The sequence below is a fragment of the Streptomyces antarcticus genome (assembly GCF_026627255.1).
Classification (GTDB): Bacteria; Actinomycetota; Actinomycetes; order Streptomycetales; family Streptomycetaceae; genus Streptomyces; species Streptomyces antarcticus.
Genome location: NZ_JAPNLM010000001.1, coordinates 513,220 through 540,002 on the forward strand (window position 1 = coordinate 513,220; position 26,783 = coordinate 540,002).

25 protein-coding genes and 1 riboswitch are annotated in these 26,783 nt (G+C 72.1%); of the genes, 11 read left to right on the plus strand and 14 right to left on the minus strand.

Features of this window, described 5'->3' with window-relative positions; translation table 11 throughout:
- Positions 1–41: 41 nt before the first annotated feature.
- The 4 genes from OTB16_RS02330 to OTB16_RS02345 form a co-directional block, all read right to left on the minus strand.
- Entirely contained in the window at positions 42–1,523 is a 1,482-nt protein-coding gene (locus OTB16_RS02330) for a glycoside hydrolase family 3 protein (protein WP_267717995.1), read from the minus strand.
- 8 nt (positions 1,524–1,531) lie between these two features.
- On the minus strand, positions 1,532–2,335 hold the full coding sequence (locus OTB16_RS02335; protein ID WP_267718381.1) for a carbohydrate ABC transporter permease: 804 nt from the start codon (positions 2,333–2,335) through the stop codon (positions 1,532–1,534).
- 92 nt (positions 2,336–2,427) lie between these two features.
- Positions 2,428–3,450, minus strand: coding sequence for a carbohydrate ABC transporter permease (locus tag OTB16_RS02340; RefSeq protein WP_267717997.1), 1,023 nt, complete (start codon positions 3,448–3,450; stop codon positions 2,428–2,430).
- Positions 3,451–3,577: 127 nt separating this feature from the next.
- Complete coding sequence (locus OTB16_RS02345; RefSeq protein WP_267717999.1) at positions 3,578–4,861, minus strand: extracellular solute-binding protein; 1,284 nt, start codon at positions 4,859–4,861, stop codon at positions 3,578–3,580.
- 287 nt (positions 4,862–5,148) lie between these two features.
- Here OTB16_RS02345 and OTB16_RS02350 point away from each other — a divergent pair, with 287 nt between their 5' ends.
- The 3 genes from OTB16_RS02350 to OTB16_RS02360 all read left to right on the plus strand — a co-directional run bounded on the left by OTB16_RS02350 (position 5,149) and on the right by OTB16_RS02360 (position 8,563).
- Entirely contained in the window at positions 5,149–5,913 is a 765-nt protein-coding gene (locus tag OTB16_RS02350; RefSeq protein ID WP_267718382.1) for a GntR family transcriptional regulator, read from the plus strand.
- A 191-nt stretch (positions 5,914–6,104) separates the two neighbouring features.
- Positions 6,105–8,324 carry a carbon starvation CstA family protein gene (locus OTB16_RS02355; protein WP_267718001.1) on the plus strand — a complete coding sequence of 740 codons (2,220 nt, stop codon included), beginning with the start codon at positions 6,105–6,107 and terminating at the stop codon, positions 8,322–8,324.
- A gap of 41 nt (positions 8,325–8,365) precedes the next feature.
- Positions 8,366–8,563, plus strand: coding sequence for a YbdD/YjiX family protein (locus OTB16_RS02360; protein ID WP_383912279.1), 198 nt, complete (start codon positions 8,366–8,368; stop codon positions 8,561–8,563).
- A 53-nt stretch (positions 8,564–8,616) separates the two neighbouring features.
- Here OTB16_RS02360 and OTB16_RS02365 read toward each other — a convergent pair whose 3' ends face one another.
- Positions 8,617–9,201, minus strand: coding sequence for a Uma2 family endonuclease (locus tag OTB16_RS02365; RefSeq protein WP_267718003.1), 585 nt, complete (start codon positions 9,199–9,201; stop codon positions 8,617–8,619).
- Between the two features lie 76 nt (positions 9,202–9,277).
- Between OTB16_RS02365 and OTB16_RS02370 the strand changes: the two genes are divergently transcribed.
- The 3 genes from OTB16_RS02370 (at position 9,278) to OTB16_RS02380 (ending at position 13,630) form a co-directional block, all read left to right on the plus strand.
- Positions 9,278–9,775 (plus strand): GNAT family N-acetyltransferase, encoded by a 498-nt coding sequence (locus OTB16_RS02370; protein ID WP_267718004.1) that lies wholly within the window; start codon positions 9,278–9,280, stop codon positions 9,773–9,775.
- Between the two features lie 64 nt (positions 9,776–9,839).
- Positions 9,840–9,938, plus strand: a riboswitch (adenosylcobalamin-variant (AdoCbl-variant) riboswitch).
- A gap of 177 nt (positions 9,939–10,115) precedes the next feature.
- On the plus strand, positions 10,116–12,560 hold the full coding sequence (locus tag OTB16_RS02375; RefSeq protein ID WP_420717592.1) for a ribonucleoside-diphosphate reductase subunit alpha: 2,445 nt from the start codon (positions 10,116–10,118) through the stop codon (positions 12,558–12,560).
- A 113-nt stretch (positions 12,561–12,673) separates the two neighbouring features.
- Complete coding sequence (locus OTB16_RS02380; RefSeq protein WP_267718385.1) at positions 12,674–13,630, plus strand: ribonucleotide-diphosphate reductase subunit beta; 957 nt, start codon at positions 12,674–12,676, stop codon at positions 13,628–13,630.
- Between the two features lie 127 nt (positions 13,631–13,757).
- On the opposite strand, the gene OTB16_RS02385 is transcribed toward OTB16_RS02380, so the two are convergent.
- Positions 13,758–13,973, minus strand: a complete 216-nt coding sequence (locus OTB16_RS02385; protein WP_267718006.1) for a hypothetical protein — start codon at positions 13,971–13,973, stop codon at positions 13,758–13,760.
- Between the two features lie 81 nt (positions 13,974–14,054).
- Here OTB16_RS02385 and OTB16_RS02390 point away from each other — a divergent pair, with 81 nt between their 5' ends.
- Entirely contained in the window at positions 14,055–15,023 is a 969-nt protein-coding gene (locus OTB16_RS02390) for a helix-turn-helix domain-containing protein (protein ID WP_267718008.1), read from the plus strand.
- A 207-nt stretch (positions 15,024–15,230) separates the two neighbouring features.
- A complete protein-coding gene (locus OTB16_RS02395; protein WP_267718010.1) occupies positions 15,231–15,422 on the plus strand; it encodes a hypothetical protein in 192 nt (63 codons plus the stop codon).
- Between the two features lie 131 nt (positions 15,423–15,553).
- Here OTB16_RS02395 and def read toward each other — a convergent pair whose 3' ends face one another.
- The 8 genes from def to OTB16_RS02435 form a co-directional block, all read right to left on the minus strand.
- The gene (def, locus tag OTB16_RS02400; RefSeq protein ID WP_267718012.1) at positions 15,554–16,189 is read right to left on the minus strand and encodes a peptide deformylase; all 636 of its coding nucleotides are present in this window, start codon (positions 16,187–16,189) and stop codon (positions 15,554–15,556) included.
- Positions 16,190–16,271: 82 nt separating this feature from the next.
- The gene (locus OTB16_RS02405) at positions 16,272–17,279 is read right to left on the minus strand and encodes a tetratricopeptide repeat protein (RefSeq protein ID WP_267718013.1); all 1,008 of its coding nucleotides are present in this window, start codon (positions 17,277–17,279) and stop codon (positions 16,272–16,274) included.
- 104 nt (positions 17,280–17,383) lie between these two features.
- Positions 17,384–18,757, minus strand: a complete 1,374-nt coding sequence (locus tag OTB16_RS02410) for an HD-GYP domain-containing protein (protein ID WP_420717609.1) — start codon at positions 18,755–18,757, stop codon at positions 17,384–17,386.
- A 56-nt stretch (positions 18,758–18,813) separates the two neighbouring features.
- A complete protein-coding gene (locus OTB16_RS02415; RefSeq protein ID WP_267718018.1) occupies positions 18,814–20,469 on the minus strand; it encodes an HD-GYP domain-containing protein in 1,656 nt (551 codons plus the stop codon).
- A 212-nt stretch (positions 20,470–20,681) separates the two neighbouring features.
- On the minus strand, positions 20,682–20,987 hold the full coding sequence (gene rsrA / locus OTB16_RS02420) for a mycothiol system anti-sigma-R factor (protein WP_267718020.1): 306 nt from the start codon (positions 20,985–20,987) through the stop codon (positions 20,682–20,684).
- On the minus strand, positions 20,984–21,628 hold the full coding sequence (locus OTB16_RS02425) for a sigma-70 family RNA polymerase sigma factor (RefSeq protein ID WP_267718386.1): 645 nt from the start codon (positions 21,626–21,628) through the stop codon (positions 20,984–20,986). The genes rsrA and OTB16_RS02425 overlap by 4 nt, the downstream gene beginning before the upstream one ends.
- Before the next feature lie 334 nt (positions 21,629–21,962).
- Positions 21,963–22,613, minus strand: coding sequence for an alpha/beta hydrolase family protein (locus tag OTB16_RS02430; protein ID WP_267718022.1), 651 nt, complete (start codon positions 22,611–22,613; stop codon positions 21,963–21,965).
- Between the two features lie 27 nt (positions 22,614–22,640).
- Positions 22,641–23,456, minus strand: a complete 816-nt coding sequence (locus OTB16_RS02435; RefSeq protein WP_267718023.1) for an SOS response-associated peptidase — start codon at positions 23,454–23,456, stop codon at positions 22,641–22,643.
- A gap of 53 nt (positions 23,457–23,509) precedes the next feature.
- On the opposite strand from OTB16_RS02435, the gene OTB16_RS02440 reads away from it, so the two are divergent.
- Genes OTB16_RS02440 through rsgA form a run of 3 tightly spaced genes read left to right on the plus strand, consistent with a single transcriptional unit; the run spans position 23,510 to position 26,747 of the window.
- Positions 23,510–24,223, plus strand: coding sequence for a M50 family metallopeptidase (locus tag OTB16_RS02440; protein ID WP_267718026.1), 714 nt, complete (start codon positions 23,510–23,512; stop codon positions 24,221–24,223).
- A gap of 53 nt (positions 24,224–24,276) precedes the next feature.
- On the plus strand, positions 24,277–25,728 hold the full coding sequence (gene aroA, locus OTB16_RS02445; RefSeq protein WP_267718028.1) for a 3-phosphoshikimate 1-carboxyvinyltransferase: 1,452 nt from the start codon (positions 24,277–24,279) through the stop codon (positions 25,726–25,728).
- 8 nt (positions 25,729–25,736) lie between these two features.
- Positions 25,737–26,747, plus strand: a complete 1,011-nt coding sequence (gene rsgA / locus OTB16_RS02450; protein ID WP_267718030.1) for a ribosome small subunit-dependent GTPase A — start codon at positions 25,737–25,739, stop codon at positions 26,745–26,747.
- Positions 26,748–26,783: the final 36 nt, after the last annotated feature.

Consider the following 26,783-nt stretch of genomic DNA (forward strand, 5'->3'; position numbering starts at 1 on the left):
CCCCCCATAATGGGCTGCCCGGCTTCGTCGCGTACGAGGTGCTACACGCCGGCGATGACCTCGGCCGCCGCACGGCCGCAGACGCGCGAGGCGCCGTGCGTCGCGATGTACAGGGCCCCGCGGGGCTCGGCCCGCGGCAGGCCCATCTCGACGACGACCGTGTCGGGGCGGGCCGCGACCAGGGCGTCCACGGCCTCGGTCATCCACGGGTGGCGGTGGGCGTCGCGGACCACGGCGACGACCGTACGGTCCCCCGCGGCCGCCAGGACGTCCGCGGCGGTGGCCCCCTGCGGATAGACGCCACAGGCGCTTCCCGGGAGCAGCGCGGCCAGTTCGGCGGCCACGCCCCACGGGGTCTCGTCGCCGACCGCGATGTTCGCGACGGGCGCGAGCGTGGCCACGTACGGCGCCGTGAGCGGGGCCGCCGAGCCGGTGACGGCCACCGCGCGGCGGGCCGCCGTGAGCCCGATACCGGCCGCGCGGCTCCCCTCCGGCCGCGCTTCCGGACGGGCCGCGCCGGTCCATTCGGCCAGCGCGCGGACCCGGGCTGCGGCGTCGGCGAGCCGCTCCTCCGGGAGGGTCCCCTCGCGCACGGCGGCGACCAGCGCGTCGCGCAGCCGGAGCACGGTGGCCTCGTCGGCCAGGCCCCCGCCCACGCAGATGGCGTCGGCGCCGGCCGCGATGGCCAGGACCGAGCCGCGCTCGATGCCGTACGTCCCGGCGATGGCGTGCATCTCCATGCCGTCGGTGACGATCAGGCCCTCGTAGCCGAGCTCCTTGCGCAGCAGGCCGGTCAGGATCTGCGGGCTGAGGGTGGCCGGGCGGGTCGGGTCCAGGGCGGGCACCAGGATGTGCGCGCTCATCACGGCCTTCGTGCCGGCCGCGACGGCCGCCTTGAAGGGGACCAGCTCGCGGGCCTGGAGGGTGCCCAGGTCCACGTCGATGCGGGGCAGCGCGTGGTGCGAGTCGACGTTGGTGTCGCCGTGGCCCGGGAAGTGCTTGGTGCAGGCGGCGACGCCGGCGGCCTGGAGGCCCTCGACGTAGGCGGCGGTGTGCCGGGCGGCGAGGTGCGTGTCGGCGCCGAAGGAGCGTACGCCGATCACCGGGTTGTCCGGGTTGGAGTTGACGTCCGCGGACGGGGCCCAGTTGAGGTTGACCCCGCACTCGGCGAGCCGCAGACCCAGCTCGTGGGCGACGGCGCGGGTCAGGCCGGTGTCGTCGACGACGCCGAGGGCCAGGTTGCCGGGGAAGGACGAGCCGCCGCGGGCCTCCAGGCGGGTGACGTCGCCGCCCTCCTCGTCGATGGCCACCAGGACCTCGCCGCGCTCGGCGCGCAGCTGGGCGGTGAGCGCGGCCAGCTGCTCGGGCGAGGTGATGTTGCGGCCGAAGAGGCCGACGGCGGTGAGGCCTTCCGCGACCTGGCGCAGCAGCCAGGCGGGGGCGGTCGTGCCCTCGAAGCCGGGCTGGAGGACGGCGAGCGCGTCGCGGGTCACCGTATCGGTGCGGTGCGCAAGGACAGTCATGGCGGCCGTTATCCCTTCACGGCGCCGGCGGTCATGCCGCCGACGGCCTTGCGCTGGAGGAAGATGAAGATGACGAGCACCGGGACCGCGAAGAGCGAGGAGGCGGCCATCGTGGCGCCCCAGTCGTTGCCGAAGGCGCTCATGAACTCGGTCAGCCACAGGGGCAGGGTCTGCGCGGACTTGTCCTTGTTGAGGATCAGGACCATCGCGAACTCGTTCCAGGCGGTGATGAAGCCGAAGAGCGAGGTGGACATCAGACCGGGGGCCAGCAGCGGGAAGATCACCTTGCGGAAGGCCTGGCCGCGGGTGCAGCCGTCGATCTGGGCGGCCTCCTCCAGCGTCACCGGGACGGCGGCGATGAAGCCGCGCAGGGTCCAGATGGTGAAGGGGAGGATCATCACGAAGTAGATCGCGGTGAGCAGCGGGAGGCTGTTCAGCATCTCGCTGTCGCGGGCGATCATGTACATCGCGATGACCATGACCTCCCAGGGGGCCATCTGCGCCATCATCACGGTGAGGACGAGGCCCTTGCGGCCCTTGAACTTCATCCGGGCGATCGCGAAGCTCGCGGCGAGGGCGACGAGCAGGGAGAGCAGGACGGCGCCGACGGTGACCAGGACGCTGTTGGAGACGTACGTCCAGAAGTTCTCGACCCCGGTGGCCTTGGTGAAGTTGTCCATCGTCGGGGCGAAGAAGAAGACGGGGTCCTTGGTGAGCATCTGGTCGGCGGGCTTGAGCGCCGACGAGAACATCCAGTAGACCGGGAAGACGAAGACGAGGGCCAGGAGCAGCGCGCCGGCGTTCTTGGCCACGGCTGCGGGGCGGACCGGCCGGCGGGTGCGGAGCCGCTGCGCGGGCTGCGGGGACGGGGCCGCGGGCGCGGGCTTCGGGGCGGTGGTCGTGCTCACTGCTCCTCCTCCTGCTTCAGGATCAGGCGGAAGTAGAAGGACATGACGATCACGAGGATGAGGATCGTCAGGACGGAGATCGCGGCGGCGAGGCCGTAGTGGGCCTGGCTCTGGCCCTCGACGTAGGCGAAGACCGGGAGGATCTCGGACGCGCGGTCCGGGCCGCCCTTCTTCATCGCGTACACCTGGGTGAAGGCCTTGAACACCCAGATCACCTCGAGGAACGTGGTGATGAGGAAGAACGGCTTGAGGTTCGGGAAGACGATCTTCCAGAAGGTCTGCCAGCCGTTGGCGCCGTCCATCCGGGCGGCCTCGTACAGTTCGCCGCCGACCGTGGTCAGTCCGGCGTACATGTTGAGGGCCACGAAGGGGATGGAGCCCCAGACCACCAGGATCGTGACGATCGTCAGGGTGGAGAGGCCGGACTCGAACCAGTTGTGCTGCTCGTAGCCGGAGAAGCCGGCGGTGCGCATCACCCAGTTCATGACGCCGAACTGCTCGTCGAACAGCCACTGGAAGACCTGGACGGAGGCGACGATCGGCATGGCCCAGGCCATGACCAGTGCCATCGACAGGACCAGGCGCATCCACTTGCCGAGGCGGTTGAGCAGGACGCCGATGAGGCTGCCGAACACCATGATCAGAAGGACGTTGGCGAAGGTGAAGGCGAAGCTTCGGACGACGACGGTCCAGAAGGTCGTGTCGCCGAGCAGCTCGGTGTAGTTGCCGAACCCCGCGAACGGGTACTTCCGCTGGATGAACTCGATCTTGTTGATGTCCTGGAAGGACAGGATCACGTTCTTGATCAGCGGGTACAGCAGGAGCGTCGCGAGGCTGAGCACCGCGGGCCCGACCAGCAGGTAGGGCAGCCACCCCGTGGGGAGCGACCTTCTGCCACCGCGAGGAGACGTATGGCTGGAGCCGGGTGCGGTCGCGGGCACCTTGGGCGGCCGTCCGGCGGACTTCGGTGGTGCGTCCTGTGGAGCGCTGGTCGTCGCTCCCTGGGAGTGCACGGTCATGGCTTGGCTTCCTCGCGGTTGACTGTGGAGTCAAATGCGCGACCGGGGGCACGGCAGGCGCCCGGGCGCCTGCCGCACCCCCCGGTGCGTTCACACTGCTGGATCGTGCGGGTACTGCCGGGTGGGACTACTTGTTGATGCGGCTCGCGATTTCCTTGTCCGCTTCCGCGCCCGCCTTGGCGGCGTCCTCACCCTTCAGGACCTTGGTCATGAACTCCTTGATGGGGTTCGGCTCGGTCTCGACGTTCGCCCAGCCGGCCGTGACCGGGGTGATCTTGCCGTTGAGGCCGGCCTTGGCCATGGCCTCGGCGAAGGAGCCCGCCGGGGCGGCGAAGTTGGCGCCGGCCTGGTTCGGGAGCAGCGCGCCCTTGGTCTCGGCGGCGTACTTGGTCATCTGGTCCTTGCCTGCGGCGAGGGCCAGCCACTCCTTGGCGAGCTCCTTGTTCTTGGAGCGCTCGGCGACCGCGAGGTTCGAGCCGCCGAGGAAGACGGTGCCGGACTTGTCGGCGGTCTTGCCCGGGATCGGGAAGTAGCCGAAGTCGGCTTCCTTGCCCGCGTCCTTCAGCGCCTTCTCGGCACCGCCGGCCTCCCAGCCGAGACCGATCCAGGAGGCGACGCCGCCCTTGGGAACGATGTCGGTGGACTGCTGCGGGCTCGCCTCGTCCTTGTCCTTGGGCGCGGTGGAGAACGCCTGGATCTTCTTGTAGAACTCGATCGCGGAGGCGGCCTGCGGGGTGCCCAGCTGACCCTTCCACTTGTCGCCGTCCTTGACGGCGAGGTCGGCGCCCTCGTCCCAGACGAAGCCCGCGAGGACGTACCAGCTCTGGCCGGGGAGGTAGATCGGCTGCGAGGCCGGGTCCGAGGCCTTCAGCTTCTCCAGGCCGGCGACCCACTCGTCGCGGGTGGTGGGCGGGGTGATGCCGGCCTTGGCGTAGGCCTTCTTGTCGTAGATGACGACGCGGTTGGCGGCGTACCACGGGGCGGAGTAGAGCTTGCCGTCGACCTCGGCGGAGGAGAGCATGCTCTTCTGCCAGGCGTCGGCGCCGAGCTTGGCCTTGTCGCCGGACAGGTCGGCGAGCCCGCCGGTGACCGCGTAACCGGCGGTCTGGGTGTTGCCGAGCTCAAGGACGTCGGGCGGGGTGTTCTCGGAGAGGGCGGTGGTGATCTTCTCCTGGATGCCGGTCCACTTCTGCTCTTCGACCTTGACCGTGACACCGGGGTGCTTGGCCGAGAACTCCTTGTTGACCTCGTCGATCCAGGTCTTCGGCGCCGAGCCGTCCATCACCCATACGGTGATTTCCTTGGGGCCGGCCGCGTCGGTCTTACCCTTGTCGTCGCCGCCGTTGCCGCATGCCGCGACTCCGACCATCATGCCCGCGACACTGACCGCCGCGATGAGCTTGCGCTTCACGCCACCCTCCTCAGGGATGCTGCCTGCAACTTCCCTCGCCCACCGCGGTGACGTACCAAGTACTCCCGTGGGGCCGGGATCTGATCCATATTGGTTTAGACCAGTAGCTGGAGCTTGGCCTAGACCTTTAGGGGTGTCAAGGGTCTAATGAGCGGGTGCTCGGTCCGTTATCGGACCGACACCTGGGCAGAGAGAAGGCCCGTCCCCCCACACGTGTCACGATGTGACCGCACATATCGGAGGAGCCGGTGACGGCAGCGAAACTGGAGTCGGGAAGGCGGGCGGCGATGGCCACCGAAGGGGCGCTCACGGAGCCGGAGGGCGGGGCCGCGACCCGCACGGCACGTGTACCCAAGTACTACCGACTCAAGCGGCACTTGCTCGACATGACCGAAACCCTGCCGCCCGGCACACCGGTACCGCCGGAGCGCACGCTCGCGGCCGAATTCGACACCTCCCGGACGACCGTCCGGCAGGCCCTGCAGGAGCTGGTGGTGGAGGGCCGCCTGGAGCGCATCCAGGGCAAGGGCACCTTCGTCGCCAAGCCCAAGGTCTCCCAGCCGCTCCAACTCTCCTCCTACACAGAGGACATGCGGGCCCAGGGGCTGGAACCGACCTCCCAGCTCCTCGACATCGGATACGTGACGGCCGACGACACCCTCGCCGGACTCCTCAAGATCACCACCGGTGGACGGGTGCTGCGCATCGAGCGGCTGCGCCTGGCCAGCGGCGAGCCGATGGCCATCGAGACCACGCACCTCTCCGCCAAGCGCTTCCCCGCGCTGCGCCGTTCGCTGGTCAAGTACACCTCCCTCTACACCGCGCTCGCGGAGGTGTACGACGTCCGGCTCGCCGAGGCGGAGGAGACCATCGAGACGTCGCTCGCGACCCCGCGCGAGGCCGGCCTGCTCGGCACCGACGTCGGCCTGCCGATGCTCATGCTGTCCCGGCACTCCCTGGACGCGGACGGCGAACCGGTGGAGTGGGTGCGCTCCGTCTACCGCGGCGACCGCTACAAGTTCGTGGCCCGCCTCCAGCGGCCGGCGGTCTGACGGCCCGGCGGGCCGTCCTCCGGACCGCCGGACCACGGACCGCCGGACCACGGACCGCCGGACCACGGACCGCCGAACCGTCCGGTCCCACATCCGTACGTACCGATATACGGACGGGGTCTTACGTTCACCGGGCAATCCCCCGTAGATTCCCTGCGCTTACGCAGATGATCGACGAGGGGACGAGGGTCATGCCCACATCGGATGCAACGGGAACAGAACGGGACACGGCGAGTCCGGGCACCACGCAGGGCTCGCCCTCTCCCAAGTCCATCGCCGTATGGGTGCTCGTCGGACTCGTCGGCGCCATCGGCTGGGGCGTACTGGCGCTCTCCCGCGGCGAGGAGATCTCGGCCGCCTGGCTGCTCGCCGCCGCACTGGGCTCGTACGCCATCGGCTACCGCTTCTACGCGCGCTTCATCGCGCACCGCGTACTGAAGGTGGACAAGACGCGGGCCACCCCCGCCGAACGCCTCGACAACGGTGTCGACTTCCACCCGACCGACCGCCGCGTGCTCTTCGGCCACCACTTCGCCGCCGTGGCCGGCGCCGGCCCGCTCGTCGGACCCGTGCTCGCCGCCCAGATGGGCTACCTGCCCGGCACGATCTGGATCGTCGCGGGCGTCATCTTCGCGGGCGCCGTCCAGGACATGGTCACGCTCTTCTTCTCCACCCGCCGCGACGGGCGCTCGCTCGGGCAGATGGCCCGGGACGAGATCGGCCCCGTCGGCGGGGCCGCCGCGCTGGTCGCCGTGTTCGCCATCATGATCATCCTGCTGGCGGTGCTGGCGCTGGTCATCGTCAACGCCCTCGCCCACTCGCCGTGGGGCGTCTTCTCCATCGGCATGACCATCCCGATCGCCCTCTTCATGGGCTTCTACCTCCGCGTGCTGCGGCCGGGCCGGGTCACCGAGGTCTCCCTCATAGGGGTCGCGCTGCTGCTGCTCGCGATCGTCGCGGGCGGCTGGGTCGCCGAGTCCTCCCTCGCCGGGACCTTCACCCTGGAGAAGGAGACGCTCGTCGTCTGGATGGTCGCGTACGGCTTCGTCGCCTCGGTCCTGCCGGTGTGGATGCTGCTCGCGCCCCGCGACTACCTCTCCACCTTCATGAAGGTCGGCACGATCGCGCTGCTCGCGCTGGGCGTGGTCATCTCGATGCCCACCCTGAAGATGCCCGCGGTCACCGAGTTCGCCGCCCGCGGCGACGGCCCGGTCTTCGCCGGCTCGATGTTCCCGTTCGTGTTCATCACCATCGCGTGCGGGGCCCTGTCCGGGTTCCATTCGCTGGTCGCCTCGGGCACCACCCCGAAGATGATCCAGAAGGAGACCCAGGTCCGGGTCATCGGCTACGGCGCCATGCTGACCGAGTCCTTCGTCGCCATCATGGCGATGATCGCGGCCTGCATCATCGAGCCCGGCCTGTTCTTCGCCGTGAACTCGCCCCCCGGCGTCATCGGCACCACCGTCGAGACCGCCTCGCAGGCGGTGACGAACTTCGGCTTCGCCATCAGCCCGGAGGCCCTCGCGCAGGCCGCGAAGGACGTCGAGGAGACCAGCCTGCTCTCCCGTACGGGTGGAGCGCCGACCTTCGCACTCGGGATGTCGGAGATCTTCTCGGCCGTCATCGGCGGCGCCGGCATGAAGGCCTTCTGGTACCACTTCGCCATCATGTTCGAGGCACTGTTCATCCTGACCACCGTCGACGCGGGCACCCGCGTCGGCCGGTTCATGCTCCAGGACACCCTCGGCAACGTCCACAAGTCCTTCAAGGACGTCAGCTGGAAGCCCGGCGTGTGGTTCGCCAGTGCCATCGTCGTCGGCGGCTGGGGCTACTTCCTGTGGGTCGGCGTCAAGGACCCGCTGGGCGGCATCAACCAGCTCTTCCCGCTGTTCGGCATCGCGAACCAGCTGCTCGCGGCGGTCGCCCTGGCCGTCTGCACCACCCTCCTCGTCAAGTCCGGCCGGCTCAAGTGGGCCTGGGTGACGGGCGTGCCGCTGGCCTGGGACGTGGCCGTCACGCTCACCGCGAGCTACCAGAAGATCTTCTCGCAGGACGTGAAGGTCGGCTTCTTCGCGCAGCGCGACAAGTACCAGGCCGGCATCGACGCCGACAAGGTCCTGCCGCCCGCGAAGACCATGGGCGAGATGGAGACCGTGGTCACCAACGCCACGGTGGACGGCGTGCTGTGCGTGCTCTTCGCCGTCCTGATCATCGTCGTGCTGCTGGACGCCGCCCGGACCTGCTTCAAGGCGATCGCCGACCCGGCGTCCGTGAAGCTCTCCGAGGTCCCGTGGACCGAGTCGAAGATCGTCGCCCCGGCCGGGCTCGTCCCGACCGCCGGGGAGCGCGCCGAGCTCGCGGCCGCGGGCCTGGACTCGGGCGGCGGCCGGGCGAAGGAGCCGGTCGCGTGAGCCCGGCGGCGCCCGGCCGCGACGGTAGGGGCCTGAGCGGCGTGGAGCGGCTGCGCCGGGCGCTGGCCCGGGCCCGGTACTTCGTACGGGAGTTCTCCGGCGAGGCCGCGTACGACCGGTACGTCGCGCACGCCCGCGCCCACGACCCGGACGCCGCGGTCCCGACCCGCCGGGCCTTCGAACGGGCCCGCACCGACGCCCGGGAGGCGGACCCCCGCGACGGCTTCCGCTGCTGCTGACCCCACCCGCCCCGAAGGCCCCGCCGCGCCCCGCGGCGGGGCCTTCGGGCCGTTCAGCGCACCCAGTCCTTGAGGGGCTCGGTCCGCAGGGTGATGCCGACGGGCTCGGGAAGACCCACGTCCATCCCGTACGGCACCGTGCGCACGTTCAAGTAGCGCCCTCCCTCGGGCTCGGTGTGGAGGGAGATCTCGCACTTGTCCCGGTCGATGAGCAGATAGACGGGGATGCCGGTCTCGGCGTAGGCGCGGGGCTTCTCGATCCGGTCCCGCCGATCGGTGTCGGAGTCCCACGAGGTCACTTCGACGACCATGAGCGCGGGGTCGGGGGCGACCCACTCGCCCTGTCCGGCGAACGCGCCCGCGGGTGCCAGCACCGCGTCGGGAATCGCCCGGCCGGCCCGGTACTGCTCCACTTTGAGTCCCTGCCCGGGGTGCAGCCAGAGTTCGGGGCGGTGCTGCATGCAGATCCGCGTGAGCCACTGAATGATCATTCCGTGGTCGCCATCCGGCACGGCCTTGCTCCTCAGCACCCCGTCGATGAACTCCAGCCGCGTACCCTCCGTCTCGCGAGCCGCTATCCGCGCGACGGCTTCGAACTCCTCGGTGAGCATGTGCGGCCTGTCGATCATCGCGGTCATGTGGAGCTCGCCTCCTTCGACGTCTGCCTCCGACGATAGCGCCGGGCACCGGTACCCGTCCTGCACACTCGACCGCATGGACATGGTGATCAGGGCGGCGCTGCCCGCCGAGTACGCGGAGCTGGGCGAGATCACGGCGCAGGCCTACCTCGCCGACGGGCATCTGGACGAGATCGAGAACGACGCCTACCTGAGCGTCCTGCGCGACGTGGCGGGCCGGGCCGCCCTGGCCGAGGTGCTCGTCGCCGAGCGCGGCGGGCGGATCCTCGGCGGAGTGACCTTCGCCGAGCCCGGGAGCCCGCTCGCCGACATCGCCGGCCCGGACGAGGCCGAGTTCCGGATGCTCGCCGTGGCCCGGGAGGGCCGCGGGCAGGGCGCCGGCGAGGCGCTGGTACGGGCCTGCCTGGACCGGGCGCGGGCGATCGAGGGGGTTTCCACGATGGTCCTCTCCACTCAGCGGAGCATGGCCGGGGCCCACCGGATCTACTCCCGGCTCGGTTTCGAACGCACTCCGGAGCGGGACTGGGCGCCGGTCGAGGGCCTCACCCTGCTGACGTACCGGCTGAAGCTGTAGCCGCGCCGACACAACATGTGGGGGCTTCCACAGAGGGGCGCCCCCACATGTATGCTCAGGGCTGCTGTCGCCGCAGGGGAATCCGGTGCGAATCCGGAACTGTCCCGCAACGGTATGAAGTGCACCGATTGGTGTACCTACAAGTCCGAGGGCCTGCCGACAGCGCGCCCGGCTCGACCGAACCGGGCGCCGACACGTCCGGGCCTCGCGGTTGGGCCGGTGGACGCCATGCGGTGCACGAGCTGCCTGCCCTGTCCGGGCCGACGCGTGCGCTGTCCCGCATGCGCCCCTCGCACCCCGCCCCGCCGATGACCGGGCCGAGCGAGGGAGAGCAACCCCCGTGACCATCGCGCCTTCCGCACCGCGCGCCGAGTCCGTTCCGTCCACGGCTCTTCATGGATCTGGCGAAGGTCCCGGGGCCGCACTCCTGCGTACCCTCACCGAACTGACGGCCGACCTGCCCGACACCGACCCCGGCCGGGTCGCCGCCGCCGCGCTGCGCGGCCGCAGCTCCATCGCCGACGAGGCCGAGCTGCGCGGGCTGGCCACCGAGGCCGCCGCGGGGCTCATCTCCGAGGATCCGGCGTACTCCCGCCTCGCCGCCCGCCTGCTGACGCTGGCCGTGGCCGGGGAGGCCGCCGGCCAGGGTGCCACCTCGTTCTCCGCGTCCGTCGCCGTGGGCCACCGCGAGGGCCTGATCGCCGACCGCACCGCCGCGTTCGTCGCGGCCCACGCGGCCCGCCTGGACGCGCTGGTCGAGCACGCGCTCGCCGAGGGCGCCGACGACCGCTTCGGCTTCTTCGGCCTGCGCACCCTGCACAGCCGCTACCTGCTGCGCCACCCGATCACCCGTCAGGTCGTGGAGACCCCGCAGTTCTTCATGCTGCGCGTGGCCTGCGGTCTCGCCGAAACCGGGCCCGACGGTGAGATCGGCGGCGTCCAGGCCGTCGAGGAAGTGGCCTCGCTGTACCGGCTGATGAGCCGCCTCGACTACCTGCCGTCCTCCCCCACGCTCTTCAACTCCGGCACCCGGCACCCGCAGATGTCCTCCTGCTACCTGCTGGACTCCCCGCTGGACGAGCTCGACTCGATCTACGACCGCTACCACCAGGTCGCGCGCCTCTCCAAGCACGCCGGCGGCATCGGCCTCTCGTACTCCCGCATCCGCGCCCGCGGTTCGCTGATCCGCGGCACCAACGGCCACTCCAACGGCATCGTCCCGTTCCTGAAGACCCTCGACGCCTCCGTCGCCGCGGTGAACCAGGGCGGCCGCCGCAAGGGCGCCGCGGCCGTCTACCTGGAGACCTGGCACGCGGACATCGAGGAGTTCCTGGAGCTGCGCGACAACACCGGCGAGGACCAGCGCCGCACGCACAACCTGAACCTCGCCCACTGGGTGCCGGACGAGTTCATGCGCCGCGTGAACGCCGACGCCGACTGGTCGCTGTTCTCCCCGGCCGAGGTCCCCGAGCTGGTGGACCTGTGGGGCGACGACTTCGACGCCGCGTACCGCGAGGCCGAGGCGGCGGGCCTGGCCCGCAAGACCATTCCCGCCCGCGAGCTGTACGGCCGGATGATGCGCACCCTCGCACAGACCGGCCAGGGCTGGATGACCTTCAAGGACGCCTCCAACCGCACGGCGAACCAGACCGCCGAGCCGGGCACCGTCGTCCACTCCTCCAACCTCTGCACCGAGATCATCGAGGTCACCAACGACGGCGAGACGGCCGTCTGCAACCTCGGCTCGGTCAACCTGGGCGCCTTCGTCCTGGCGGAGACCGGCGACATCGACTGGGAGCGCCTGGACGAGACCGTCCGCACCGCCGTGACCTTCCTGGACCGCGTGGTGGACATCAACTTCTACCCGACCGAGCAGGCGGGCCGCTCCAACGCCCGCTGGCGCCCGGTGGGTCTGGGTGCCATGGGCCTCCAGGACGTCTTCTTCCGGCTGAAGCTGCCCTTCGACTCCCCCGAGGCGCGGACGCTGTCCACGAAGCTCTCCGAGCGGATCATGCTCGCCGCGTACGAGGCCTCCTGCGACCTCGCCGAGAAGAACGGCCCGCTCCCCGCCTGGGAGCAGACCCGCACCGCCCGCGGCGTGCTGCACCCCGACCACTACGAGGTCGAGCAGAACTGGCCGGAGCGCTGGGACGCGCTGCGCGCCCGGATCGCGAAGACCGGCATGCGCAACTCGCTGCTCCTCGCCATCGCCCCGACGGCGACGATCGCCTCCATCGCGGGCGTGTACGAGTGCATCGAGCCGCAGGTCTCCAACCTCTTCAAGCGCGAGACGCTGAGCGGTGAGTTCCTCCAGGTCAACGCCTACCTGGTGGCCGAGCTGAAGCGGCTCGGCGTGTGGGACGCCCAGACCCGCGAGGCACTGCGCGAGGCCAGCGGCTCCGTCCAGGGCTTCGGCTGGATCCCGGCCGAGGTGCGCGAGCTGTACCGCACGGCGTGGGAGATCCCGCAGCGCGGCCTGATCGACATGGCGGCGGCCCGTACCCCGTACCTCGACCAGTCGCAGTCGCTGAACCTGTTCCTGGAGACGCCCACCATCGGCAAGCTCAGCTCGATGTACGCGTACGCCTGGAAGCAGGGCCTGAAGACGACGTACTACCTGCGCTCGCGCCCGGCGACGAAGATCGCCCGCGCGGCCTCCGGTTCGGCCGTCCCCGCGCCCGCCTCCGCCGTGCCGGCGTCCGCCACACCGCTTCCGCAGGCCGTCGACGCCGACGCGCTGGCCTGCTCCCTTGAGAACCCCGAGTCCTGCGAGGCCTGCCAGTAATGAGCTCCGCCCACCCGTCACCCGACCACCGCCCCTCAACGACGGCACTTCGTGCCGGCACCCCTGTCACCAAGAACCTGCTGGACCCGGGCTTCGAGCTCACGCTCCGTCCGATGCGCTACCCGGACTTCTACGAGCGCTACCGCGACGCGATCAAGAACACGTGGACGGTGGAGGAGGTCGACCTCCACTCGGACGTCGCCGACCTGGCGAAGCTGACGCCCTCCGAGCAGCACATGATCGGCCGGCTGGTCGCGTTCTTCGCGACGGGCGACTCGATCGTGTCGAACAACCTCGTCCTGACGCTGTACAAGCACATCAACTCCCCGGAGGCGCGCCTGTACCTGTCGCGCCAGCTGTTCGAGGAGGCCGTGCACGTCCAGTTCTACCTGACGCTGCTCGACACCTACCTGCCCAACCCGGACGACCGGGCGGCCGCGTTCGACGCGGTCGAGGAGATCCCCTCGATCCGCGAGAAGGCGCAGTTCTGCTTCAAGTGGATGGACTCGGTCGAGAAGATCGACCGGCTGGAGACGGCCGCCGACCGGCGCCGCTTCCTGCTGAACCTGATCTGCTTCGCCGCGTGCATCGAGGGCCTGTTCTTCTACGGCGCCTTCGCGTACGTGTACTGGTTCCGCTCGCGCGGCCTGCTGCACGGCCTGGCCACCGGCACGAACTGGGTCTTCCGCGACGAGAGCGCCCACATGAGCTTCGCTTTCGAGGTCATCGACACGGTCCGCAAGGAGGAGCCGGAGCTGTTCGACGACGCCCTGCGGCAGCAGGTCACCGACATGCTGCGGGAAGCCGTCGAGGCGGAGCTCCAGTTCGGCCGCGACCTGTGCGGCGACGGCCTGCCGGGCATGAACACCGAGTCGATGCGCGAGTACCTGGAGTGCGTCGCGGACCAGCGCCTGGTCCGTCTCGGCTTCCCGCCGGTGTACGGCTCGCAGAACCCGTTCTCCTTCATGGAGCTCCAGGGCGTGCAGGAGCTGACGAACTTCTTCGAGCGCCGCCCGTCGGCCTACCAGGTCGCGGTCGAGGGCACGGTCGACCTGGACGAGGACTTCTAGTCCCTTCTAGTCCGCGTCTCCGGTCCGGCCCGGCCGGTGTGAGCGCGTCCCCGCTCCCGGGAGATCCGGGGGCGGGGACGCACTGCCGTGGGCACGGCGCCGGACCGACCGGGGTCAACGGCCGGGATCAACGGCCGGGCGCGTGCCGCACGGCGATGCGAGGCGCCGCCGGGCGGGGCCCCCGGCGGGCGTCCCGGACGGTCCGCGGATGCCGCGGGCGTCCCCGGGGCGCGGTGCGGAGTTGGCGGTCGGTGCGGTGGTCGCCGAGGGCTCCGTAGAGGGCCGGGCCGGCGAGCAGTGTCGCGATGGCGAGGACGGTGAGGTAGTCGAAGAACGTGTTCATGACCCCACTCTCGCGACCGCGGCGCACATCGAACAGTGGCAGGACTGTCACGGAAGTACGAATTACTGCCACACTGGAGTCATGCTGAACAACGTGGCCGTGGCCGTGGTGAACGGGGTCGCCCCGTTCGAGATGGGCATCTTCTGCGAGGTCTTCGGGATCGACCGCAGCGCGATGGACCTGCCGACGTACGACTTCGCCGTCTGCGCGATGGAGGACAACCCCCTCTCCGTCGGCGACGGCCATTACAGCCTCACCCTCCCCCACGGGCCCGACCGGCTGGAGGAGGCGGACCTGATCTGCCTCCCCGCCGACCGCGACGCGCCCACCCGTGACTACCCGCAGCCGATGCTGGACGCCCTGCACCGGGCCGTGGACCGCGGCGCGCGCGTGCTGAGCGTGTGCAGCGGCGCCTTCATGCTGGGCGCGGCCGGCCTGCTCGACGACCGGCGCTGCACCACGCACTGGATGCACGCCCCGGCCCTGGCCCGCCGCTACCCGCGGGCGCGGGTCGACCCCGACGTGCTGTACGTGGACGAGGGCCCGGTGATCACCTCGGCGGGCACGGCCTCCGGGATCGACGCGTGCCTGCACGTCGTACGGCAGGAGCAGGGCGCCGAGGTGGCCAACACCATCGCGCGCCGGATGGTCGTCCCCCCGCACCGGGACGGCGGCCAGGCCCAGTACATCCAGCGGCCGCTCCCCCGCACCTCCTGCGACACGGTCGGCGAGGTGATCGCGTGGATGGCGCGCCACCTGGCGGACGAGATCAGCGTCGAGCAGCTCGCGGAGCGTGCCCACCTGTCCCCCCGCACGTTCGCCCGCCGTTTCCTCCAGGAGACCGGGAGCACCCCGTACCAGTGGGTGCTGCGTCAGCGGGTCCTGCTCGCCCAGGAGCTGCTGGAGTCCACCGACGAGACGGTCGACGCTATCGCCGGGCGCTGCGGCTTCGGCAACGCGGCCGCGCTGCGCCACCACTTCCTGCGGGCCCTGGGCACGACCCCGAACTCGTTCCGCCGGGCCTTCCGGGGGCCCCGGGCGGTGGCCTGACCGGCCTCCCGCAGGCGTGGACCCCGCTGCCCGTACGCGCGGACCCCGATCGGTTGACCGATATGCGACTGGCCGAAACCGTGGGAACAGTTGACCCAAACCGGCCCCATTCGTAGCCGGTCGATGACGTACGGTGAGCATTGCCCGGCCCGACCGCCCGCACAGCGCCCGGGCCCCGCACCTCTCACCAAGCCCAGGAGGGCCTGTATGTCCCGTACCGCTCGCATTCTCACCGCCGCCGCGTTCGCCGCGCTGCTCGTCGGTGGTGCGGCCGCCACCGCGTCCGCGGACAGCGGCTGGGGTGCCGCTCCCGCCGACAGTGGCTGGGGTTCGGCCCCCGCCGACAGCGGCTGGGGGGCCAAGCCCGCGGACAGCGGCTGGGGTTCGGCAGGCAAGTAGCCCGCCGCCGCGCGCCGCGGCGTACGCGCCGCGCCGGCCGCCTCCGACGCACACGGCAGGGCCCCGCTCCTCTCCCGGAGCGGGGCCCTGTCGACGTGTGCGCGGCGGCCGGAGCCCGGCGCCCGTACCGGTCAGGCGTTCGGAACGGTCTCGTAGCGCGGGGTGCCCTCTTCCATCTGCCGCAGCGCGTCCTTGCGGTCGCGCTTCGAGAGCCGGTCGATGTACAGGTACCCGTACAGGTGGTCGGTCTCGTGCTGCAGGCAGCGCGCGAAGTAACCGCTTCCGCGCACCTTGATCGGGTTGCCCCGGGCGTCCTGGCCGGTGACCTCGGCGTAGTCCGGGCGGGCCAGCGAGGCGTACGCCGTCGGGACCGACAGGCAGCCCTCGTTGGAGTCGTCGAGGACCCGTGCGCCCGTCGGCAGCTCCACGAGCTTGGGGTTGACCACGACACCGGTGTGCCGGTTGCCGTCGTCGTCCGGGCAGTCGTAGACGAAGACCTTCGCGTCGACGCCGATCTGGTTCGCGGCCAGGCCCACGCCCTCGGCGGCCTTCTGGCTGGCGAACATGTCGTCGATCAGCTGCGCCAGCTCGTCGCCGAACTCGGTGACGTCCTTGCACTCCCGGTGCAGGACCGGGTTGCCGACCACCGTGATCGGACGGGCGGTGCCACGCTCGCGGTGGGCGAGCTCGCGCTCCGCACAGCCCTCGGTGTCCACGACGTACCCGTCGTTCAGGTTCTCGACGACCTCGTTCTCCTGCTGCGCCATGTCCGCCGTACGCCTTCCGTAAGTCCTGGCACCGATGGTCGCCAATGGCCACCGATGTGCCCGTACAGCCTACGGCCCCGGCTCAGCAGACTTCTTCGAGATCCCGCCACTCACGGCTGTCCGGACTGTCGGCGACCCAGCCGTCGAGCAGCCCGCGCACCAGGCCGGCCGGCGCCGCGATCCCGCATTCCCGCTCCGGCACCCACAGCGAACCGGAGCCGGCCGTACGGTGCCCCAGCGGCCCGGGGTGTCCCGGCTCGCTGTGGTCGTGCGGGTCCAGGTGCTCCCCGTCGCCCTCGTCGCTCGGCATCTCGCTCTCCGAGCAGGTGCGGCACAGCAGCCGCACCGACGAGGACCAGTCCTCGGCGGCGAAGCCCGCGTCCGACGCCAGCTGCTCCAGCGCGTCACGGTCCGCCTCGGTCGCCGCCTCCAGCAGCACCACCCAGGTCGGCACCGGCGACGGCGCCCACAGCTCGATCTCGTCGAAGACCGGGTACGAGGGGCCGGCCGCGGTCACCCGCTCCCCGTGCGGCACCCCGTCGTGGAGCACGACCTCGCCCCAGCGCCGCCCGGACGACGGCAGCGGGATCGACAGGACCTCCAGCCGGGCCGGGTCCAGCCGGCGGCCCCAGACCACCTCGGCCTCGCCCTCGGGCGACAGCCGCACGGCGGCGCTGCCCAGCTCCATGCCAACCGGCTCGCCGCCGGACTTCCCGCCCGCTCCCGAGCCGTGGGAGTCCCCGGGCACCTTCAGCCCGTACGCCTGCCAGGCCCTGCGGGCCAGCGGCCAGTCCTGCAGCGCGGTGGCCGCGATCCCGACGTTCCACCAGTCCGGGGCGCCGGCCTCGCGGTCCAGCAGGGCCACGGCGCGCAGCCCGGCGGCCCGCGCCTGCTCCCAGTCGTGCCGGAACTTGTGCAGCAGGGCCAGATTGAACCAGGACTCGGACAGCCACGGTTCCAGGTCCGCCGCTCTGGTCAGCAGCGCTCCCGCGTCCTCGTACCGACCGTCTCCGATCAGCGTGAACGCGCGGTCGGTGGCCTGCCGCCACGAGGCGGAGGGCCGATGGCGTACCTTTCCGAAGATCCTCACGATTCCCGCCTGCCGGTCCAACGGTGCAGCCTTGCGGACACTTCACGGTCCCTCTTACTGGCATCCAACCATGCCCGCTCGGACGGCCGCTCATTACCCATGGGTTACCCAGGCGGGACGGGAACAACTCTGTCATGTCCCTCCCTGGCCAGAACCCTCGCCAGAGACTCCACGACCTCCGGCTCGTAGTCCCGCCCGGTGCCCAGCCGCAACTGCTCCAGGGCGGCCAGTGAGCCGCCCGGGTGACGACTGCCCGCGACCAGGTCGTCGTACGCGTTCACCGCGCGCACGATCCGGGCGGCCACCGGCTGATCCCGGTACGGATCGGCCTGCCGCTCCACCACCACCGCGACCGCGGCGGGCACCCCGGTCTGCCGGGCCACCTCCCCGCCCAGCCCGGCGATCCGGCGGGCCTCGGCGGCGGGCAGCTCGGCGGTCGCCCCGTCCGGGACCGGGTCGACCAGGGACAGCTGGCCGATGTCGTGCATCAGGGCGGCGTACTCCAGCACGGTGAGCTCCCGCTCCGACAGGCCCAGCTCCCGGCCGACGGCGCAGCTGAGCGAGGCGACCCGGCGGGAGTGGCCCGGCCGGGTGTATCCGGCGATCTCGGTGGCCCGGGCCAGGGAGGTGATGGTCTGGCGGTAGGTGGTGCGGATCGCGGTGATCCGGTGGAAGGACATCTGGGTCAGCAGCAGGGGCACGCTGAAGACGGGCAGGGCCCACAGCCCGGCGACGGCCACGCCCAGGGCCATGACGACCCCGGTGGCGCAGATCGCCGAGCCGATGCCCCGCTGGGCGCGCAGCTCGTCGCGCAGCAGCGGCCCGTACGGCCATCCGGTCCGGGCCCCGGCCAGGGCCGCGGCGAGTACGGCGTCGCACAGGGCGGTGAGGAAGAGCAGGAAGAGCAGGAAGAGGACCAGGTACGGACTCTGGCCGAGCCACTGCTCCAGCCGGCCGGAGTTGTAGAGCGGCTGGAAACAGGCGGCGGCGAACGCGACGGTCAGGACCCGGCGGGCCACGTGGTCGAAGGCGGGGCCGCTGCCCCGGGCGATGTGCGGGACGACGCCGACGAGGGCGGCGGCGACCACCACCGCGACGGTCTGGAGGACCCCGTGGTGGGAGGGCAGCCCGGCGTTCTGCCCGAGCAGGGCGTACGCGAGGGCTCCGGCGGAGCCGAGCGGGGCGGGCCGGCGGTCCTCGGCCGGTACGGGCCCGGGGCACTCGGCGAAGGCGTCGGCGCGGCCGGCGGCGCGGGGGCCGGGGCGCCGGTCGCGGCGGGCGAGCTCGCCGACCGTGACGAGGGTGCCGAAGGCCAGGGCCACGCCGGGCTCCAGGACCCCGTTCCACAGGGTGTGCCCGAGGGCCGCGACGGTGATGAGCGCGGCGGCCCCGCGGACGCTCCACGCGGCGGCCCCGCGGACGCTCCACGCACCCCCCGCCCGGTAGCCCCACACGGCGCCCCGCCGGGGAGCGCCCATCGCGCCCCGGGGGCTCCGGTCCCCGCCCCGCCGGGGGCTCCGGTCCGCGGTCCCCTTCACGCTCCGGCTCCCGGACCGCGCCGGTCGCCGGCGGGCCGGAAGGTTCCTGCTCGGGCCCCGCCGGGCGGCCCGCCGGGGCCCTTGAACGGCCGGCCCGCGCCCTGGAAGACGGCCCGGTCCCCGTTCCCCGGCTGGTCCGGGGCGGCGGCGTCGCGCCCCTGGGCCGGGAGCCCCGGCAGCCCCGCACCGGCGCCGCCCCCACCGGCGGCAGGACCGCCGCCCGGGCCATGGCCCGAGCCGCCGCCCGCACCGCCGCCCGGGCCGGGGCCGGTCGGCGCCGGTCCGGGAGCGCCGATCACCTGGAGGTCCTCGTCGGAGGTGACCACGGGATGCCAGCCGTGCCGCCCGATGGCCTCGGTCAGCGCCAGCACCACGGCCGGGTCGAACTGCGCCCCCGCGCAGCGCTCCAGCTCGGCCAGGGCGGTCGGCACCGGGCGGGCCCGGCTGTAGGAGCGGGTGGAGGTCATCGCGTCGAAGGCGTCGGCCACCGCCACCACCCGGGCCAGTACCGGGATCTGGTCGCCGGTCAGCCCGTACGGGTATCCGGAGCCGTCGATCCGCTCGTGGTGGTGCAGGATCGCGGACCGCGCCTCCCCCAGGAAGCCGATGCCGCGCACCATCTCGTGCCCGTACTCGGGGTGCAGTTCGATGATCCGGCGCTCCTCGGGGGTGAGCGGCCCGTCCTTGCGCAGCAGCCGGGTGGGGACTCCGAGCTTGCCGACGTCGTGCAGGATCCCGGCGATGCGGACGACTTCGAGGCGGTCCTCGGCCATGCCCAGCTCGCGGGCGATCATCGCGGAGGCCTGGCCGACCCGCTCGCTGTGGCCGCGCGTGTAGCGGTCCTTGATGTCGACGGCCTGGACCAGGGCGCGGATGGTGGCCCGGTGGGCGGCGCGCTCGCGGTGGTACTGGGCGAAGACCCAGCAGGAGATGTACATCGGCAGCAGGACCAGGAGCGCGGCCGTCAGCCCGTACGGGCTGCGCCACATGACGGCCATCATCAGCCCGGCCAGACCGTGCACGCAGTGCGGGGCGAGGGACCGGGTGAGCGGCCCGCGCCAGGCCGTGGCCGCGGGACGGCGCTCGGCGGTGACCAGGACGCCCCCGTCGAGGGCGGTGAGCACGAGGCAGAAGACGACGGCGGCGGCGGCCGCGGGGAGCAGTACGTACGGGAAGTCGGCGAGCCAGACGCCCGGTCCGGAGGCCCCGGAGGAGACGGCGGAGCCCGCGGGCCCGGCGGCCGCGCCCCGCGAGCCGAGCGCGGCCGGGCCGCCCAGCAGCCCGAACGCCTGCCCGGCGGCCCAGGCGGCCATCGCCTGCTGCGCGCAGTGCCACACCCGGCGCACCCGGACGGGCCGCTCGGCCACGGTCCCGGCGAGGCCGCCGGGGACCGCGACGAGCGCGGCGGACGCGGGCGGCAGCAGGAACACGGCGGCGAGCAGGACGGGGAAGAAGGAGCCGATGCCGTCGGGGACCCGTGCGCCCAGCAGCGGGCAGAACCTGACGAGTTCGCAGCCGAGGTAGAGCACGGACAGCAGGGCCACCGCCGCCCAGGGGGTGGCGGCGCCGGTGAGTGCGGGGGTGACGCAGGCGAGGGCCGCGAGGACGCCGCAGAGGATGTATGCGCGCGCCGCCGGCGGAAGTGCCCGCATGGCGCTCTCCTCCCCTGTGCCGTCCAAGCCGGGTACCGAATCCAACCAGTACCGAATGGGGAGACTAGGCGGGCCCCGATCCCGGCGGGCCACATTTCCGCATTGCGCCAAGCGGACGCCCCCGGATTCGCACCTTCGGGTGAACGAGGTGCCTTTCCGGGGGCGGTGGTTCGAACGGCGTCAGCCGGTGACCGGACCAGCCGACGGCCGGATCAGCCGGTGGCCGGGTTGTCGGCGGTGACGTCGTGGTCCGGCACCGCCTGGCCCGACCGGATCAGCTCGATCCGGCCCATGACCTTCGAGCGCAGGTCGCTCGGCACGTCGTCGGACCCGCAGCAGCGCTTGACCAGCTTCTTCACGGCCTGCTCCAGGCCGTACTTCTCAAGGCAGGGGTTGCACTCGCCGAAGTGTGTCTCGAACTTCGTGCAGTCGCTGTCGGGCATCTCGTGGTCGAGAAACTCGTACAGGTGGTCCAGGACCTCAGCGCACTCCGTCTCGTGCGGCTCTCCGCAACTCATGAGCCCGAGCCTTTCCGGTCGTTCGACTCTCCCCCGCCGGCGGGCACCAGCCCGCGCTCGCGGGCGTAGTCCTCCAACATTCCGCGGAGTTGACGGCGGCCACGGTGCAGTCGCGACATGACCGTACCGATGGGTGTACCCATGATGTCCGCGATCTCCTTGTACGCAAAGCCCTCGACGTCGGCGAGATAGACCGCGATGCGGAACTCCTCCGGAATGGCCTGAAGGGCTTCCTTCACATCCGAATCGGGCAGGTGGTCGAGCGCCTGCGACTCGGCGGAGCGCAGTCCGGTCGACATGTGCGACTCGGCGCGCGCAAGCTGCCAGTCCTCGATCTCCTCCGCGGCGCTGCGCTGGGGCTCGCGCTGCTTCTTGCGGTAGGAGTTGATGAACGTGTTGGTCAGGATGCGGTAGAGCCAGGCCTTCAGGTTGGTGCCCTCGCGGAACTGGTGGAAGGACGCGTATGCCTTCGCGTACGTCTCCTGGACCAGGTCCTCGGCGTCGGCCGGGTTGCGCGTCATGCGCAGCGCGGCCGAGTACATCTGGTCGAGGTACCCGAGGGCATCCCGCTCGAAGCGCGCGTTGCGCTCCGGGGTCGTCTCCTCCGCGTGGCCTTCGTCGGTCCCAGCGACAGGACCCACCTCCTCCGACAGCGTGGCGGCTCCGAAAGCGGATCCGCTCGCATCGGAGAATAGTCGACCTTCCCTGCCCTCCGCCGCTCGAAGCGAGCCGCGCTTGGGCCCGGGCAGCACCGTCCAGTCCAGGTCAGCGGCCTGCCTGTGGTTCTGGCTGATGACCTGGGTCATGCGCTTCCTCTCCTCGGGCGAATTTCCGTGCGTACCGACATCCGGGACAACAGAAGGGCCGTACGGCGCATTCCCCGGCGGGCGGCGGGTGTCGCGCCCCGCCGTGCCGCGGGAAGGCGGTGCGCGCGCCGGTCCCGGAATCCGCCGCGGGAACGTGCCGGGTCGCCGGTCAGGGGACGAGCCGCTCCAGCCATCCGCCCACCGCGTCGGTGATCACGTCGAGGGCCTGCCGCTGGGTGGTCGGCGCCCGCTTCAGGACCGCGAAGCCGTGGTCGCCGCCGGGCACCTCGACGAGCTCGTACGGGTCCTGCCCGCCCGGCGCCGGGAACTCCCCGGGGCGTCCGAAGGCGTCCCGGCCGCCCTGCACCACGAGGACGGGCCGGCCGGCGCCGAGCAGCTCGTCGGCGCGGGACTTCTCGGGGCGGCCGGGCGGGTGCAGCGGGAACGCCAGCGCGAGCACCCCGGCGGCGCCGAGGGAGGCGGCGGTCCGGCAGGCCACCCGGGCCCCGGCGCTGCGGCCGCCCGCGACCACCGGCAGTCCGGGGCGTGCGAGCACCGGCCAGAGCCCGCGCCAGCCCTCGTCCAGCACCTTGGGCGCGGCGGCCACCTTCTTCCCGGCGACCCGCCAGGGCTGCTCGACCAGGGCCACGGTGATCCCGCGCGCGGGCAGGGCGGCGGCCAGTGCCTGGAGGTCGCGGGCCTCGATGCCGCCGCCGGCGCCGTGGCCGACGGCGAGCACGAGGCGGGCGGCGGGGGCGGTGTGCCAGGTGACGCGGGCCTCGCCGGGCGGGGTGTCGACGCTTTCGGTACGCGGGGTCATGCGCCGATCATGCCGGGTCGGCGCCGGTCAGAAGAGCGTCGCCTCTTCCGGCGCGGCCAGCTCGTCCAGCAGCTCGGGGCCGTTGTTGCGGACGTTGCTGACGGCGGTGGAGACGGGGTAGGCCCGCATCAGCCCGCCCGGCGGCGGCGCCAGCAGTTCCCGCAGTTCGTCGGCGTCGGTACGGGCGGGGTCCAGCCAGGCGTCCCAGCGGTCGGGGGTGAGCATGAGCGGCATCCGGGGGTGGATGTCGGCGAGCGAGGCGGGTCCCTCGGCGGGGGCCACGCCCAGCGGCCCGGTCTCGGCCTCGGCGGTGATCACCGAGCAGGTCGCCCACCAGGCCCGGGGGTGGTCGGCGGGCAGGGTCGCGTCGCGCCAGAACTCGTACAGGCCGGCCATGGCGAAGACGGAGCCGTCGGCGGGCAGCACGAAGTACGGCTGCTTGCGCGCCCGCTTCTTCTTCCCCTCGACCTCCAGCTGCCGCTCGTCGTGGGCGGTGACCCACTCGTAGTAGCCGTCGGCGGGGACGATGCAGCGGCGCTGTGCGAACGGCCGCCGGAACGACGGCTTCTCGTGCAGCGTTTCGGACCGGGCGTTGATCATCCGGGCGGCGCCGTCGGGGTTCTTGGCCCAGGACGGCACCAGCCCCCACTTCAGGACGCGGAGCTGGCGAACCGGACGCGGGTCCGGAGCGTCTCTCACGGGACGGTCGAGGACGACGAGGACCTCTTTGGTCGGCGCCACGTTCCAGTCGGGCTCCAGGGACTCCTCCGGCTCCCACTTCTCGACGCCGAAGGCCTCCACGAGGTCCTCGGGGCTCCGACTCGCCGCATACCGTCCGCACATGGCTGCCACACTGCCATGGCGCCCGACCACCACCGCAAGGAGTCCGCCACTTCATGGACAGCAGCTCGACGGCCGGCCTCTGGGACCGGCTCACGGGGATACAGACGGCGCCCGACCTGTGGCTGGTGATCGTGACGGGGCTCGCGGCGCTGGCCGCCGTGGGGCCGCGACCGCTGTGGCGGCTCTCGCGCAACGCCGTCACCATCGCGCACGAGGGCGGGCACGGCCTGCTGGCGTTGCTCACGGGGCGCCGCCTGGACGGGATACGCCTGCACTCCGACACCAGCGGCGTCACCGTCAGCCGGGGCAAGCCGACCGGCCTCGGCATGATCCTGACCGCGGCCGCCGGGTACACCGCGCCCTCGCTGCTCGGGCTGGGCGGGGCCGCGCTGCTGTCCGCGCACCGGATCACGCTGCTGCTGTGGGCGGCGACCGCCCTGCTCGTGGTGATGCTGGTGATGATCCGCAACGCGTACGGGGCCCTGACGGTGGTCCTGACCGGCGGAACCTTCCTGCTGGTGTCCTGGCTGGCGCCGGCGCAGGTCCAGGCCCTCTTCGCGTACGCGGTGGTGTGGTTCCTGCTGCTGGGCGGGGTGCGGCCGGTCTTCGAGCTCCAGGGCAAGCGGCGCCACGGCGGCGCACCGGATTCCGACGCCGACCAGCTGGGGCGCCTCACGCACGTCCACCCGGTGGTGTGGCTGGTCCTCTTCCACGTCGTCGCGCTCTGCTCGCTCGTCGGCGGCGGCCGCTGGCTGCTCGGCCTCTGAGACGGCGTCGCGATCAAGATCCGGCGCCGGGCGGAGCCACTAAAGTGGGGGCCATGACCGATTCCCCCGCGCTCCCCGCCCTCTGGCCCGCTCCGCTCGCCGAAGCGGCCGTACACGCCACCGTCACGGTGCCCGGGTCCAAATCGGTCACCAACCGGGCCCTGGTCCTGGCCTCCCTCGCCTCCGAGCCCGGCTGGGTGCGCCGTCCGCTGCGTTCGCGCGACTCCCAGCTGATGTCCGACGCCCTGCGCGCGATGGGCGTGGGCATCGAGGAGACCGTGTCCTCCAGCTCCGCCGGGGACGGCGCGAGCGGCGAGGCCTGGCGGGTCATCCCGGCGGCGCTGCACGGCCCGGCCACGGTCGACGTCGGCAACGCGGGTACGGTCATGCGCTTCCTGCCGCCCGTCGCCACCCTCGCCGCGGGCGACATCCGCTTCGACGGCGACCCCCGCTCCTACGAGCGTCCGCTGGGCCAGGTCATCACCGCGCTGCGCTCGCTGGGCGCCCGGATCGACGACGACGGCCGGGGCGCGCTGCCGCTGACGGTCCACGGCGGCGGGGCCCTGGAGGGCGGGGTCGTCGAGATCGACGCGACCAACTCCTCCCAGTTCGTCTCCGCGCTGCTGCTCTCCGCCCCGCGCTTCAACCAGGGCGTCGAGGTGCGGCACGTGGGCACCAACCTGCCGTCGATGCCGCACATCCGGATGACCGTGGAGATGCTGCGCGCGGCGGGCGCGCAGGTGGACACCCCGGAGGCCGGCGGCGAGAAGAACGTGTGGCGGGTCTCCCCCGGCGCGCTGCTCGGCCGCGACATGGTCGTGGAGCCGGACCTCTCCAACGCCCAGCCCTTCATGGCGGCCGCTCTGATCACCGGCGGCACGGTCACGATCCCGGACTGGCCGCGACGCACCACGCAGCCCGGCGACGCGCTGCGCCGGATCTTCACCGAGATGGGCGGCTCCTGCGAGCTGACCGACGACGGCCTGGTCTTCACCGGCACCGGCACGATCCACGGCATCGACGTGGACCTGGGCGAGGTCGGCGAGCTCACCCCGGGCATCGCCGCGGTGGCGGCCCTGGCCGACTCGGAGTCGGTCCTGCGCGGGGTCCAGCACCTGCGCCTGCACGAGACGGACCGGCTGGCCGCGCTCACCAAGGAGATCAACGCGCTCGGCGGCGACGTCACCGAGACCGCGGACGGGCTGCACATCCGGCCGCGCGCGCTGCACGGCGGCACCTTCCACACGTACGACGACCACCGGATGGCCACCGCGGGCGCGGTGCTCGGCCTGGCGGTGGACGGGGTGCTCATCGAGAACGTGGCGACGACCGCCAAGACCCTGCCGGACTTCCCTGCGATGTGGGCGGACATGCTCGCCTCGACGCCCGGCGCGCCCGCGGCCTCCGGCACCGCCGGTGCCGGTGCCTCCGGTGCCGGTGCCTCCGGTGCCTCCAGGACGTCCCCCGGCGGCCCATCCCGGGCCGGAGCGGGTGCGGGAGCGTAGGGCCCGTCATGCGCAGGTACGGCAAGAACACCGACGAGGACGACATCCGGTCCCGCCCCAACCGCAAGGGCAACCGGCCCCGGACCACCATCCGGCCCAAGCACGAGGACGCCTCGGAGGGCTTCGTCCTCACCGTCGACCGCGGCAGGCTGACCTGTCTGGTCGAGGACCGCACCGTGCACGCGATGAAGGCCCGCGAGCTGGGCCGCAAGGCGGCGGTGGTCGGCGACCGGGTCTGGATCGTCGGTGACCTCTCCGGCAAGAAGGACACCCTCGCCCGGATCGTGCGGATCGAGGAGCGCCGCTCGGTCCTGCGGCGCACCGCGGACGACGACGACCCGTACGAGCGGGTGGTCGTCGCCAACGCCGACCAGCTCGCGATCGTCACGGCCCTGGCCGATCCGGAGCCGCGGCCTCGCATGATCGACCGCTGCCTGGTGGCGGCGTACGACGCGGGGCTGGAGCCCCTGCTGGTGCTCACGAAGTCCGACCTGACGTCCGCCGACAAGATCCTGGAGATCTACTCGACCTTCGGCCTGAACTACGTCGTCACCAACCGCGAGGAGCTGGCGACGGGCAACGCCGCCGAGCGGGTGCGCGAGCGCCTCAACGGCCGGATCACCGCCTTCGTCGGGCACTCGGGCGTCGGCAAGACCACCCTGGTGAACTCGCTGGTCGCCGAGGGCCGCCAGCGCGCCACCGGGCACGTCAACGCGGTCACCGGCCGCGGCCGTCACACCACCACCTCGGCGCTGGCCCTGCCGCTGCCCTCGGGCGACGGATGGGTCATCGACACCCCGGGCGTGCGCTCCTTCGGCCTGCACCACGTGGACCCGTCCCGGGTGATCCTGGCCTTCCCCGACCTGGTGCCCGGTACGGAGGGGTGCCCGCGCGCCTGCAGCCACCACGAGCCGGGCTGCGCGCTCGACAAGTGGGTGGAGGACGGCCACGCGGACCAGGCCCGGCTGTATTCGCTGCGGCGGCTCCTGGAGACCCGCGAGCGCCGCGACGGCGACTGACCGGCCCTGCGGCGGCCTGCCGCAGCACTCCGGCGG

What these genes read in the sequence shown, in the direction of transcription:
- OTB16_RS02330 (WP_267717995.1), bottom strand. Translation starts at nt 1,523, where the DNA reads ATGACTGTCCTTGCGCACCGCACCGATACGGTGACCCGCGACGCGCTC.
- OTB16_RS02340 (WP_267717997.1), bottom strand. Translation starts at nt 3,450, where the DNA reads ATGACCGTGCACTCCCAGGGAGCGACGACCAGCGCTCCACAGGACGCA.
- OTB16_RS02350 (WP_267718382.1), top strand. Translation starts at nt 5,149, where the DNA reads ATGGCCACCGAAGGGGCGCTCACGGAGCCGGAGGGCGGGGCCGCGACC.
- OTB16_RS02355 (WP_267718001.1), top strand. Translation starts at nt 6,105, where the DNA reads ATGCCCACATCGGATGCAACGGGAACAGAACGGGACACGGCGAGTCCG.
- OTB16_RS02365 (WP_267718003.1), bottom strand. Translation starts at nt 9,201, where the DNA reads ATGACCGCGATGATCGACAGGCCGCACATGCTCACCGAGGAGTTCGAA.
- OTB16_RS02370 (WP_267718004.1), top strand. Translation starts at nt 9,278, where the DNA reads ATGGACATGGTGATCAGGGCGGCGCTGCCCGCCGAGTACGCGGAGCTG.
- OTB16_RS02380 (WP_267718385.1), top strand. Translation starts at nt 12,674, where the DNA reads ATGCGCTACCCGGACTTCTACGAGCGCTACCGCGACGCGATCAAGAAC.
- OTB16_RS02385 (WP_267718006.1), bottom strand. Translation starts at nt 13,973, where the DNA reads ATGAACACGTTCTTCGACTACCTCACCGTCCTCGCCATCGCGACACTG.
- OTB16_RS02390 (WP_267718008.1), top strand. Translation starts at nt 14,055, where the DNA reads ATGCTGAACAACGTGGCCGTGGCCGTGGTGAACGGGGTCGCCCCGTTC.
- OTB16_RS02395 (WP_267718010.1), top strand. Translation starts at nt 15,231, where the DNA reads ATGTCCCGTACCGCTCGCATTCTCACCGCCGCCGCGTTCGCCGCGCTG.
- def (WP_267718012.1), bottom strand. Translation starts at nt 16,189, where the DNA reads ATGGCGCAGCAGGAGAACGAGGTCGTCGAGAACCTGAACGACGGGTAC.
- OTB16_RS02410 (WP_420717609.1), bottom strand. Translation starts at nt 18,757, where the DNA reads ATGGGCGCTCCCCGGCGGGGCGCCGTGTGGGGCTACCGGGCGGGGGGT.
- OTB16_RS02415 (WP_267718018.1), bottom strand. Translation starts at nt 20,469, where the DNA reads ATGCGGGCACTTCCGCCGGCGGCGCGCGCATACATCCTCTGCGGCGTC.
- rsrA (WP_267718020.1), bottom strand. Translation starts at nt 20,987, where the DNA reads ATGAGTTGCGGAGAGCCGCACGAGACGGAGTGCGCTGAGGTCCTGGAC.
- OTB16_RS02430 (WP_267718022.1), bottom strand. Translation starts at nt 22,613, where the DNA reads ATGACCCCGCGTACCGAAAGCGTCGACACCCCGCCCGGCGAGGCCCGC.
- OTB16_RS02435 (WP_267718023.1), bottom strand. Translation starts at nt 23,456, where the DNA reads ATGTGCGGACGGTATGCGGCGAGTCGGAGCCCCGAGGACCTCGTGGAG.
- OTB16_RS02440 (WP_267718026.1), top strand. Translation starts at nt 23,510, where the DNA reads ATGGACAGCAGCTCGACGGCCGGCCTCTGGGACCGGCTCACGGGGATA.
- aroA (WP_267718028.1), top strand. Translation starts at nt 24,277, where the DNA reads ATGACCGATTCCCCCGCGCTCCCCGCCCTCTGGCCCGCTCCGCTCGCC.
- rsgA (WP_267718030.1), top strand. Translation starts at nt 25,737, where the DNA reads ATGCGCAGGTACGGCAAGAACACCGACGAGGACGACATCCGGTCCCGC.